We start from the raw sequence: 12,173 nt of genomic DNA on the forward strand, positions 1-12,173 counted from the left end.
TACTTTTTTTGCTTTGGTGAGTCCATCACAATGCCAGTTAGGTACGCTCAACATCCTGCCATTATTTGCCCTTTAACTATTCCAAATCAAGTTGGATATGTCCGTTGCCGGGATTTCTCCGCACTAGGATGTTTCTTCACGTAGATGTTTTTTTACTCACTTTTTCACTATTATACCACTGTGGCTAAAGCCAGTCAATCGTTTTAATGCGACTAAAGTCGCTATCGACTTATCCCCATGTCTAAAAGTCAGGGGCTTGCGTCTCGTTTCAGGGTCAATATGTTATTCAAAATTAACCAACTTTAGTTAACAGTAACTCGCGGGTTTCTGCTTTTCTGACTTTCACCTGGCCATCATCATCTACATCCATAATAGCTGTATCACCTTCGATGATCTGACTAGATAAAATAGCCTCAGCTAAGGAGTCTTCCAAAAGTCTCATAATAGCCCTGCGTAAAGGTCTAGCACCATAACTAGGATCATAACCTTCTCTGACTACCAGTTCCTTAAAGGCTGCTGTGACTTCTAATTTGATGCCTTTTTCAGTTAAGCGGTTAGCAACCTCACGTAGCATAATGTCAGCAATTTGCTTGACTTCTTCTTTGTTCAACTGACTGAAGACGATAATTTCATCAAGACGGTTTAAGAACTCAGGACGGAAGTAATTTTTCAGTTCTTCATTTACCAAGTTGCGGATACGTTGATAACTTGCATCAGCTTGGTTATCAAATTCAAATCCTAAACTCATACCACCTTTTTCAATTACCTTAGAACCAATGTTAGATGTCAAGATAATTAGGGTGTTCTTGAAGTCTACTTTTCGACCTTTGGCATCCGTAAGATGACCATCATCTAAAAGTTGCAGCAGCATATTGAATACATCGGGATGGGCTTTTTCGATTTCGTCGAAAAGTAGCACTGTGTAGGGTTTGCGGCGTACTGCTTCTGTTAGTTGTCCGCCTTCGTCGTAGCCTACATAACCTGGAGGTGAACCGATGAGTTTGGAAACATTGTGACTTTCCATGTATTCGGACATATCTAAGCGAATCATGGAATCTTCCGAACCGAAGAAATAAGCCGCTAATGCTTTAGCTAGTTCGGTTTTACCTACCCCTGTGGGACCAGAGAAGATAAAGCTGGCGATGGGGCGATTAGGATTTTTTAAACCCACACGGGCGCGACGAATAGCGCGAGAAACGGCTGTAACTGCTTGTTCTTGACCGATCAGGCGTGTATGTAGGGTGTCTTCCAAGTGTAGTAATAACTCTGATTCAGATTCAGTTAGTTTATTTACTGGTACACCTGTCCAAGAAGCGACGATCTCCGCAATGTCTTCTTCGTCAACGCTGGGAATGTTGAGAGTTTGCAGGTTTTCTTCTAGGTCAAGTTTGGTTTGCAGTTCTATTTCTTCTTGACGCAGTTTACTAGCTTTACCAAAGTCTTGAACTCTGATAGCTTCTGCTTTGTCTTTGCTGACGTTTTTCAGTTGCAGTTTCAGTTCTTTGTTGTTGATGATGCGGGAGTGACGTAAACGCACACGCGAACCAGCTTCATCTATTAAGTCTATGGCTTTATCTGGTAAGAAGCGATCGCTAATATAACGATCTGATAACTGTGCTGCTGCTATTATTGCATCATCGGCAATGGTAACTTTGTGGTGTTGTTCATACGCACCGCGCAAACCATAGAGAATTTCAATAGTTTCTGCTACTGATGGTTCTCCGACTAAAATCGGTTGAAAACGTCTCTCTAACGCTGCATCCCGTTCAATGTATTTACGGTATTCATCTAAGGTAGTTGCACCAATACATTGCAGTTCACCTCTAGCTAATGCGGGTTTGAGGATGTTAGCCGCATCTAAACCGCCTTCTGTACCACCAGCACCGACGAGGGTATGAATTTCATCAATTACCAGGATGATATTACCGACGGAGCGAATTTCATCCATGATTTTTTTCAGACGTTCTTCAAAGTCGCCCCGGAAGCGAGTTCCTGCCACCAGTAAACCCATATCCAGACTAATTACTTCTTTGTCCAGTAATACTTCAGGAACGTCTTGGTTAATGATGCGTTGAGCTAAACCTTCGGCGATCGCAGTTTTGCCAACACCAGGTTCACCAATTAACACCGGGTTATTTTTGGTACGCCGACCGAGAATTTGTACAGTGCGCTCAATTTCATTTTGCCGACCCACTACCGGATCTAATCTGCCTTCTTGAGCTAATTTGGTGAGATTACGCCCAAATTCTTCTATACTCAGATTTTGATTACGTCTGGTATTGCGTCCGCCACCAGCAAAAACCGTGTTATCTTCACCTAACACACTCATCACGGCATTGCGGATAGTTTGCAGGTCAACACCGAGATTTTGCAATACTTTGGCGGCTACTCCTTCCCCCGCCTCAGTTAAACCTAACAATAAATGTTCAGTGTTTATGTAATTGTGTCCAAGACTATGAGCTTCTCTGAAGGACTGCTCAAATAGACTTTTTACTTTTGGTGTAAAAGGAATTTCCGGTGGGACAAAACCAGAACCCCGACCAATAATTTTTTCTACTTCCCGACGCGCATCTTTCAGGTTAATGCCTAACTCAGCCAGCACTTTAGCAGCAACCCCTGTTCCTTCTCCCATTAAACCCAGGAGAATTTGTTCTGTACCGACAAAGTTATGTCCCAGGCGGCGTGCTTCCTCCTGAGCTAACATAATTACCCTGATGGCTTCGGACGTGAAGTGTTCAAACATAGCGGGTTCTTGCTCCCTTGCTGCTTGGACTTTGGGTGATTTAAAGGTTCACCCTGATCTAAAGTTTATTGTATTTTCTTAAAGATAATGTATCTTTATTTAAAATTGGATGGCAGTGGTGAGAGCCGTAATTAGCTCAGGTGTAGTAGCCGTCATTTGCCAGTTATGGCTAAAAATTTGGCTATTCTGGCAACTGTTGAGCCTGTCAACTTGGGTAAAGTGAAATCCTATCATCGGTAAAATTTATGACAGAATCTTCCGCAAGTAAAGATCAACAGCATCCACTCTACAACCGCGATCGCCCTCTTATTAATAGTTTACTCTCTCAGGAGGCAACAGATTACAATTTAGCTGAATTAGCTCGGATGAGAATACGCTATCAAGGCTTTCCTGGCGCACGGGACATTCAACAAGACTTAGATAAAGTTTTGCAACGTTGGGGTTTAACGGAAGCGGAACTTTTTGCCAAAACCCGTGAAATACATCAAGTTGGAGGCATTTATAAAAGTCGCGGGAAGAAGGAAGAGGAAGATTGGAATTAATTACAAGGAGTCAGGAGTTCAAGGAGTCAGGAGGCAGGAGGCAGAAGGCAGGAGGTAGGAGCAAGTCCTAAGTTGACAATTTCATAGACAAAACTATACTTGTATTGACAAAAATCAATATATTTTTAGGAAAAAATCAACTACTTGATATATAATACGGTGATATCAAGTATTGAATTGAGACTATTGCCGACGCGAAAACCAAGCAATGATGGTGGTAGTCTTTTTCAGAAACTTAATTGGAACACAATCGCGTCTGGCTAAGGCGTGAAAGTCTACTGAGGGATAACTGCTCCCATGCTCCCGTTGAAGTAGAAAGTAAAGTCTAGTTTTGTCTAGGTTTTATATAGCAGATAGATATTTTTGCCCAGTCACCAGTCACCAGTCCCCAGTCACCAGTCACCAGTCACCAGTCACCAGTCCCCTGTCACCAGTCACCAGTCCCCTGTCACCAGTCCCCAGTCCCCTGTCACCTGTCACCTGTTCGCTCTCTTAACTTTTGCAATAGCTGTTGTTGGGATGAGTCTGGGGTAGGTGTAATGGTGTTTTGGGGGATGTTTTCGGCACTTTCCACAGCAGCAGGTACGGTGGGAGTTACGGCTTTTTCTGGGGAAGATGGTTCGGAAATAATTACAGGTGGTAATAACTCTGGTTGTGTGTTGAATTGGATTATTTCTGTAGTTGGTAATGGGGTGAAAATTACTACTTTGTTGATTTTTTCAACAGCTTTTATTTCTGGTTTAGCAGTGATATTTTTAGGGATATTTTCCAGAGATTTTGGTGTTTGTGAAGCAGCTTTAAAAGTAGGTTGAGGTGTGATATTTTCGGCTGGATTCATAGATGTTTTGAGAGCATCTAAGGTAAAAGCTACCTTGGTTTGTTGCTGCATATTTTCTGTAGAAGATACCAATTTACTTAAACCATTCACCAATTGCAAAAGATTTTGCCGAAATTTCGGATCGCCTGTGAGTTCATCTAAATCAGATGTAATTTTTTGGGTATTTTCAAAAGTCACCCTAGCAGCGTCTAAAGTTTGTTGCAAAAGCACAATATTTTGCGGATCATTTAAATTTTTAGAAGCATTTTTTAAATTAGCAGAAGCTTCCGCAGCGTTAGCAGAGAGAATTTCTAAATTTTTCAATAATTCTCCTTCTGTTAAACGATTAACCGCAGGTGATAAACTACTAACTGTTTGACGTAGTTGGTTACTGGTTTGGGTAATATTATTTAAAGTACCGACTAAAGCAGAACGATTTGTAGTTAATAACTCATCTAAGTTATTTAATAACTTACTTGCTTGTTTTGCAGTTGTACTAAATTCACTCGCTGTTGTACCTAATTGATTTGCGGTTTTTGTCGTTGTGGTTGTGAGTTCATTTGTTGCTCGTTGGATAGTGACAGCAGTATTAGAAAATGTGCCTAATTGTCCTTGAAAACTTCTGCTGACACTTTGCATTTCTCGACTGAGTTTAGCAATACTATCAGCCGCATTCGCAGAAGTTACTAAAAGGCGATTAACGTTGTCGTAAAATTCCTGATTATTATATTGAGCAGCAAAATCAGATGATTGGCGAATCAGTTCATCAACGCTAATTCCAATCTCACCTTTTAATTTAGTAGATTCGTTACAAATAATCAAACCAGGATTACAATCTTTCTCTAATGGTCCAGCAATGTCTTGAGGAACTTGTGCATTAGGTGGTGGAGTAATATCAATGATACTTTCATTAATTAATCCACTTTGATTTGCTTCAATTTTAGAATCAGCAGGAATTTTTAATTGAGGATCGTTGATTTCAATTTCTACATCAACAGCATTTGCTCCGGTGTTGATACTAGAAATACTACCCACTTTCACACCACGATAACGAACTGGTGAGCCTTTTTGCATTCCCCCAGCATTGGCAAATTCAACCACAGCTTTATAAGAACTGCTTCCGGGCGTGATTCTATTTAACCATAGCCATATTACCCCAAATGCTCCTAACCCTAGTAAGATTAATAAACCTACCGATCCTTCTCTAAAAGTTCTTGTAGAAGTGAATCCACTAATTAGACCTCGCATTTTTTCGCGCTCCATAAAAATAGTCCTAATTCGTAATTTGTAATTCGTAATTCGTAATTTGTAATTTGTAATTCCTCATTCGTAATTCTTAATTATTAATTTGTAAATACTGTGAAGAGAAAATAGTAAACAAATATTTTTATTTTGACTCCTTGAACTCCTGACTCCTTGAACTCCTGACTCCTTGAACTCCTGACTCCTGACTCCTAAAATATATTATCAACCAGCCACTTGAATTGGACCATGTATACTCCCACTCATAAATTGTCTAATCAAACGGTTTTCTGTATGATCTATTTCATTTACTTTACCTTGCCATTGCACTTTTCCTTGATAAAGAAATATCAACTTGTCAGATGTTCGACGAATGGTACTATCTTGGTGGGTAACGATGCAGTAGGTACTACAGACTCCTTGTGTACATTGCAAACTGCGGATTAAATCCTCAATTACTGTTGAAGCAATAGGATCAAGTCCGGCTGTAGGTTCATCGTATAATAAAACTTCTGGGTTATCTTTGGGATTATCGGGATTAGACATAATCGCACGCGCAAAACTTACCCGTTTTCGCATCCCTCCCGAAAGTTCTGAGGGGTAAAGATGACCAATACCTGGTAAACCTACCATTTCTAATTTTTCGTTGACAAGTTTGCGAATGCGCGATCGCTCTAATTTTGTATTCTGATACAATGAAAAACCGACGTTTTCATCTACATTCAAGGAGTCAAATAAAGCTGCTTGCTGAAATACCATCCCAATACTCACCGGATCACCACCATCTTCTATTAACCCCTCTCGCTTTACCCCTTGGATATAAATTTCTCCCTCATCCGGCTGTAATAAACCAGCTATAATTCTTAAAATCGTGGATTTACCAGTTCCTGAAGGTCCAATAATTCCTATTGCTTCTCCTTTGTAAATTTGCAAATCAACATCATCTAAAACCTTATTTTTACCAAAGGATTTAGAAATACCTCTTAGTTCAATTAATGGTTCTTCGTTAGGTGATTGGTAATTGGTCATTGGTGATTGGTGATATTATATAAATAGTCTAATGACTAATGACTAATGACAGATATTATCGTAATTGGTAGCGGTATTGGTGGTTTATCTGCGGCCGCGTTACTTGCACGTTATGGAAAAAGGGTTTTAGTTTGTGAAAGTCATACTATTCCCGGTGGTGCAGCGCACACTTTTAAAAGACGCGGTTTTGAGTTTGATTCTGGTCCCTCCTTTTATTGCGGTTTAAGTGGTGATCAAAGTTTAAATCCCCTGAAACAAATTCTCGATGCGATCGGCGAATCTCTCCCAGTTATACCTTACGATCCTTTAGGACATTATCATTTTCCTGAAGGCACTTTTGCAGTTTATAGTAATGCTCAACGTTACCGTCAGGAATTAGAAAACATTACCCCTACTGGTGCTAAGGAATTTCAACAGTTTGAACAGCGTCTTTTGGGACTTTACGACGCAATGAAAGATATTCCCACCATAGCATTGCGGGCTGATTGGCAAGTCATACCCCTATTGTTACAACGTTATTTACCTTCTTTGGGTAAAATGTTGTTAAATTTGCCAATTGTGCAATCTTCTGTTGGTAGTGTGATGGATGCTACAATTAAAGACCTTTGGGTAAGGCGACTAATTGACCTGGAATGCTTTTTATTATCAGGTTTAAAGGCATTTTAAGCTGTTACACAGCTAAATTGTATAATCCTAATATTCTGAACTCTTGTTTAACAGGCAAGATGCCTGTTCCACTTATACAAATTAAATGCACAACAGCTTATCTTTTGGCACTACTATTAACAAAAACTCCTATCATAACATAAAATGAATTCTGAAAGAGGTCTATTCTGTAATTTTGCGGAAAACTATTGTAGTTGGGTAAAAATGTCGTTACTTGTAAGTTAGAGGTAAAAATCATGAAATAAATATTTATGCACATTATCACCCGTCGGACACTTTCCGAATTTTGGCAAAAGCACCCTAACTCACAAACTAGCTTGCAATCATGGTATAAAATTACATTAAAAGCTGAATGGCAAAATTTTGTAGAGTTACGTCAAAGTTTTCCTTCTGCTGATCAAGTTGGTAATCTCACTGTTTTTAACATTGGCGGTAATAAATATCGGCTTATTGTGCTGGTAAAGTACAATTCTCAAAAAGTTTTTATCCGTCATGTCCTCACCCATGCAGAATATGATCAGGAGGACTGGAAAAATGACCCTTGGAATACGTAACAACAACGCTTATCTTGAATTACTTAAATCTTTCCCCCCTCGTCCCATTACTTCTGAGGAGGAATTTTTTGCTACACAAAAGGTTATCAATTTTTTGATTGATAAAGGTGAATTAACTCCTGATGAAGAAGATTATTTAGATGTTTTAGGTACTCTAGTTTATGAGTACGAAGAAAAGCAAAATCCCATACCCGATATTTATGGTGTGGAGTTACTGCAAGCGTTGATAGATGAATTTAATGTGCAGCAAAAGGACTTAGTTCCTATTTTTGAAACTGAGGCGATTTTATCTAAAGTTTTGAGGAAAGAGCGTCTTTTAACTGTTGATCATATTCACAAACTTGCGGAGTTTTTTCATATTTCGCCGGCTGCGTTTTTTGAATCAGTTAGTTAGATGTAGATGAATGAAATATACAATAATTATTCAATGGTCTGAGGAAGATAAATGTTATGTAGTTTCACTGCCTGATTTTACTAATGTCATGCAGCCTTGTACTCATGGGGAAACTTATGAGGAGGCTTTTAAAAATGCTCAGGAGGTGTTAGAAATGTTGGTTGAATGTTGGTTAAATCTTGTTTGGCTGATGGTGAACCTCTTCCCGAAGCACAAGTTTTAGGCAAGTCTTTGAAGGTGGCTCAAACCCTAATTAGTCAGGTAAAGTAGGTGTTTTTTATCATAACACCTGATAGCGAAGATAAATCACGGAGCAACAGACAAAACTTTGATTTGTTATCCATCCATACAGTTGGAATTTGTTTGTTTACCAGATATTTATCATCGCTATTTTCTTTAATTTTATTTTCTTTAATTTTATTCCAAATCTCGATGTGTAAATGATTTCGCATTAGCACCAGTGTAGGTTTTCACAATATGTCCATCTCCACACATTTGATATTTATAAGTTATTAAACCCTCTAAACCCACAGGTCCACGGGGTGGCATTTGTTGGGTACTAATTCCCACTTCTGCACCAAAACCATAACGAAAACCATCAGCAAAACGAGTAGAACAATTATGATAAACTCCTGCTGCATTTACTAATGCTTGAAAAGTTGCTGCTGCTGTTAAATCTTCCGTAACAATAGCTTCCGTGTGTCGAGAACCATATTCACTAATATGAGTGATTGCTTCTTCTAACGAATCAACAATTTTCATGGCTAAGATTAAATCACTGTATTCTGTTTCCCAATCAATTTCTGTTGCTAAATCAATCTGAGGTAAAATTTTTAAAGTGCTTTCATCACCTCTTAATTCTACATTTTGCGATTGCAAAGCCTCAGCAACTTTGGGTAAAAATTCCGCAGCAATATTACTGTGAACTAATAAAGTTTCAATGGCATTACAAGCCGCAGGATATTGAGTTTTAGAATCTACAGTAATGTTAATGGCTTTATCAAAATCAGCCGCTTGATCTATATAAATATGACAAATGCCATCGGCATGACCTAAAACGGGAATGCGCGTATTTTCTTGAACAAACCTGACAAAAGAATTAGAACCTCTGGGAATAATTAAATCTACATATTTATCTAATTTTAAAAGTTCTAATATTTCTGATCTTGTTGTTAACAATTGCACCGCATCGGGGTTAACAGCAGTACCAGATAAACCTTTTTTAATAGCTTTAACTATTGCTTCACAAGAACGTAAAGCTTCTTTTCCACCTTTGAGAATGACACCATTACCTGATTTAATTGCTAAAGAAACAATTTGAATAGCTGCTTCAGGACGGGCTTCAAAAATAATCCCTAAAACACCCAAAGGGCAAGTAATACGTTTAAGAATTAAACCAGTATCAATTTCTCGGTGAATTTGGACTTTACCCACAGGATCATCTAACTTTCCTACATCACGCACCCCAGCGATCGCATCTCTTAATTTATGTTCATCTAACTGCAAACGTTTATAAAGAGGTTTAGCAATACCTTCCGCCATAGCTGCTTCACAGTCAGCCACATTAGCAGCCAATATTTCATCCTGAGCAGATTCTAAAGCTAGAGCGATCGCATTAATCGCTTGATTTTTCTCCTCAGTGGAAAGCACACCCAACCTACTAGCAGCTAAACGGGTTTTTTGGGCAATTTCCGATAAACTAGATGCAATTTGTACTGTAGTCATCACAAGAATATATTTACACTATTACAATCTTAATATTCTTTGGGCATTGGGTTATTCATCCTCCCAGTCACCAATCACCAATCACCAATCACCGTAAATTGCAATGATAACGCAGTCGCGAGCTTCCCTCTCGCACAAGTTTCAATCCCTCATAGGGATTATTGTAAATTGCAAATTTGAAGGCAATGGAAAAATAATTTTAGCAGATGCTGTTTCAATCCCTAATAGGGAGTATTGTAAATTGCAATATTTTATCTAGTCATTTGTATCCTATTTCCTTTGAGGTTTCAATCCCTAATAGGGAGTATTGTAAATTGCAATTCTTGCAGGATTTCAAATATCTCACTAATTTATAAGTTTCAATCCCTAATAGGGAGTATTGTAAATTGCAAAATTCTACAGGTATCTCGCAGATAAAAATTTATGGGTTTCAATCCCTAATAGGGAGTATTGTAAATTGCAAAAATCTCTGTAGTGTTTATATACTACAGAGATTTGAGTTTCAATCCCTAATAGGGAGTACTGTAAATTGCAAATGCGGCATCCTGAAAGCCTATCTATATTTAGTTTTTAAGGTTCGATTGCGCGAGTGGTCCCATCATAATCCATTTCAGGAATCGTGTCAAGAGCAAAAAACGCCCAAATCCAGTCTGTGTAAGGTGCGCGGGTGGGTGGAAAAGCAGAATAACCCCAAAGTCAAGCCTATCAAGAGATACAGCCATTTTTTTACAGCACCAATTTTTTACACCCACCCATCCGCGCAAAACACCTGCAAATGTAAACATATATAAAAGATTTAGCCGTAATTGTGTAACTCCTGGAACCAATTTAATAGCATTTAACAAAAAGCCTTAAAATTTTAGGAGGGTCTGATGGTTACAGCAACAAGACCACAACTACAGGTGAAAATAGGTCCTACCCAACTGCTAATAAATAATGAATGGGTGGAAAGTGTCAGCAAGAAAAAATTTGCTACCATTAACCCCGCTACGGGTGAGGTAATTTGTGAAGTAGCAGAAGCAGATGCAGCGGATGTAGATAAGGCAGTACAAGCAGCGAAAAAGGCTTTTAATGGCGAATGGCGGCAAATTTCTGCGACTGCAAGAGGCAATCTACTTTACAGGTTAGCAGATTTAATCGAGGAAAATCTTGATGAACTGGCACGTTTAGAAACTCTCGATAATGGTAAACCTATCAATGATTCTGTAGGGGATATAGAATCAGTTATTGCCTGTTATCGTTATTATGCAGGTTGGGCTGATAAAGTCCAGGGTAAAACTATTCCTATTAATGGTCCTTATTTCTGTTATACTCGCCATGAACCAGTGGGAGTTGTTGGTCAAATTATACCTTGGAATTTCCCGTTATTGATGCAAGCTTGGAAATTAGCCCCAGCTTTAGCAACGGCTAATACTGTGGTGATGAAAACTGCGGAACAAACGCCTTTATCAGCGTTGCGGGTAGGTGAGTTAATTGTGGAAGCGGGTTTTCCTGCTGGTGTGGTCAATATTTTATCAGGATATGGACCCACTGCGGGGGCGGCGATCGCATATCATCATGATATTGATAAAGTTGCTTTTACTGGTTCAACTGAAGTCGGCCATTTAATTATGGAAGCGGCTGCAAAAAGCAACCTGAAACGGGTAACTTTAGAATTAGGTGGCAAAAGTCCTAACATTGTTTTTGCTGATGCTAACATAGATGCCGCTATTCAAGCCGCCCATGAAGCGATATTTTTTAATCAAGGACAATGCTGTTCTGCTGGTTCTCGCTTATTTGTGGAAGCAAAAATTTATGATGAGTTTGTGAATAGAAGTGTAGAAATAGCCAGACAGCGTACAGTGGGCGATCCTTTTGACCCCAACACCCAACAAGGACCCCAAGTAGACCAGGAACAATTTAACCGAGTCATGAGTTATATTGAATCAGGTCAACGGGAAGGGGCGCAGATGCTTTATGGTGGTAATAGGGTGGGAGAGAGAGGTTATTTTATTACCCCGACAGTGTTTGCAGATGTCCGCGATGAGATGAAAATTGCCCAGGAAGAGATTTTTGGACCCGTGATGAGTATCATCAAATTTCAAGATGTGGAAGAAGTGATCCAACGGGCAAATAATACCATGTATGGTTTAGCGGCGGCGGTGTGGACACAGGATATCACCAAAGCCCATGCGATCGCTAACAATGTCCGTGCAGGTACGGTGTGGGTAAACTGTTATGATGTATTCGATGCAGCCGCACCCTTTGGCGGTTTCAAACAGTCGGGTATGGGTAGAGAACTGGGAGAATACGGTTTACAGCAATATACAGAGATTAAAACTGTGACAGTGAAATTGTAGATTTAACAGGAGTCAGGAGTCAGGAGTCAGGAGTCAGGAGTCAGGAGTCAGGAGTCAGGAGTCAGGAGTCAGGAGTCAGGAGTCAGGAGTCAGGAGTCAGGAGTCAGGAGTCAGGAGTCAGG

The 12,173-nt window shown here is 39.5% G+C and carries 9 protein-coding genes, 2 pseudogenes and 1 CRISPR repeat array; of the genes and pseudogenes, 7 read left to right on the forward strand and 4 right to left on the reverse strand.

Annotated features, from left to right (window positions below):
* Positions 1 to 292 precede the first annotated feature (292 nt).
* Complete coding sequence (locus tag H5968_RS23120; RefSeq protein ID WP_187041812.1) at positions 293 to 2,743, reverse strand: ATP-dependent Clp protease ATP-binding subunit; 2,451 nt, start codon at positions 2,741 to 2,743, stop codon at positions 293 to 295.
* A gap of 245 nt (positions 2,744 to 2,988) precedes the next feature.
* Between H5968_RS23120 and H5968_RS23125 the strand changes: the two genes are divergently transcribed.
* Both H5968_RS23125 and H5968_RS23130 read left to right on the forward strand, forming a co-directional pair.
* Positions 2,989 to 3,285, forward strand: a complete 297-nt coding sequence (locus tag H5968_RS23125; protein ID WP_096567096.1) for a DUF3288 family protein — start codon at positions 2,989 to 2,991, stop codon at positions 3,283 to 3,285.
* 331 nt (positions 3,286 to 3,616) lie between these two features.
* Positions 3,617 to 3,781: a hypothetical protein gene (locus H5968_RS23130; RefSeq protein ID WP_187041813.1), complete on the forward strand. Its 165-nt coding sequence runs from the start codon at positions 3,617 to 3,619 to the stop codon at positions 3,779 to 3,781.
* Here the strand turns inward: H5968_RS23130 and H5968_RS23135 are convergent.
* Together H5968_RS23135 and H5968_RS23140 are read right to left on the reverse strand one after the other, a co-directional pair.
* Positions 3,755 to 5,350 carry an MlaD family protein gene (locus H5968_RS23135; RefSeq protein WP_187041814.1) on the reverse strand — a complete coding sequence of 532 codons (1,596 nt, stop codon included), beginning with the start codon at positions 5,348 to 5,350 and terminating at the stop codon, positions 3,755 to 3,757. The genes H5968_RS23130 and H5968_RS23135 overlap by 27 nt on opposite strands.
* A gap of 219 nt (positions 5,351 to 5,569) precedes the next feature.
* On the reverse strand, positions 5,570 to 6,373 hold the full coding sequence (locus tag H5968_RS23140) for an ABC transporter ATP-binding protein (RefSeq protein ID WP_187041815.1): 804 nt from the start codon (positions 6,371 to 6,373) through the stop codon (positions 5,570 to 5,572).
* A gap of 45 nt (positions 6,374 to 6,418) precedes the next feature.
* Here H5968_RS23140 and H5968_RS23145 point away from each other — a divergent pair.
* The 4 genes and pseudogenes from H5968_RS23145 to H5968_RS23160 form a co-directional block, all read left to right on the forward strand.
* A pseudogene (locus H5968_RS23145) lies at positions 6,419 to 7,033 on the forward strand (phytoene desaturase family protein); the annotation flags it as partial.
* A 257-nt stretch (positions 7,034 to 7,290) separates the two neighbouring features.
* Entirely contained in the window at positions 7,291 to 7,593 is a 303-nt protein-coding gene (locus tag H5968_RS23150; RefSeq protein WP_137667583.1) for a type II toxin-antitoxin system HigB family toxin, read from the forward strand.
* A complete protein-coding gene (locus tag H5968_RS23155; RefSeq protein WP_137667584.1) occupies positions 7,574 to 7,987 on the forward strand; it encodes a type II toxin-antitoxin system HigA family antitoxin in 414 nt (137 codons plus the stop codon). Before H5968_RS23150 ends, H5968_RS23155 begins: the two co-directional genes overlap by 20 nt.
* Positions 7,988 to 7,997: 10 nt before the next feature.
* A pseudogene (locus H5968_RS23160) lies at positions 7,998 to 8,257 on the forward strand (type II toxin-antitoxin system HicB family antitoxin).
* 147 nt (positions 8,258 to 8,404) lie between these two features.
* Here the strand turns inward: H5968_RS23160 and H5968_RS23165 are convergent.
* Positions 8,405 to 9,712, reverse strand: coding sequence for a glutamate-5-semialdehyde dehydrogenase (locus tag H5968_RS23165; protein WP_187041816.1), 1,308 nt, complete (start codon positions 9,710 to 9,712; stop codon positions 8,405 to 8,407).
* Positions 9,713 to 9,850: 138 nt separating this feature from the next.
* A CRISPR array of direct repeats spans positions 9,851 to 10,247; the repeat unit is 36 nt; unit sequence GTTTCAATCCCTAATAGGGAGTATTGTAAATTGCAA.
* A gap of 337 nt (positions 10,248 to 10,584) precedes the next feature.
* Between H5968_RS23165 and H5968_RS23170 the strand changes: the two genes are divergently transcribed.
* Positions 10,585 to 12,051 (forward strand): aldehyde dehydrogenase family protein, encoded by a 1,467-nt coding sequence (locus tag H5968_RS23170; protein WP_187041817.1) that lies wholly within the window; start codon positions 10,585 to 10,587, stop codon positions 12,049 to 12,051.
* Positions 12,052 to 12,173 lie beyond the last annotated feature (122 nt).

This window comes from Sphaerospermopsis sp. LEGE 00249, from assembly GCF_014299995.1.
Lineage (GTDB): Bacteria > Cyanobacteriota > Cyanobacteriia > Cyanobacteriales > Nostocaceae > Sphaerospermopsis > Sphaerospermopsis kisseleviana.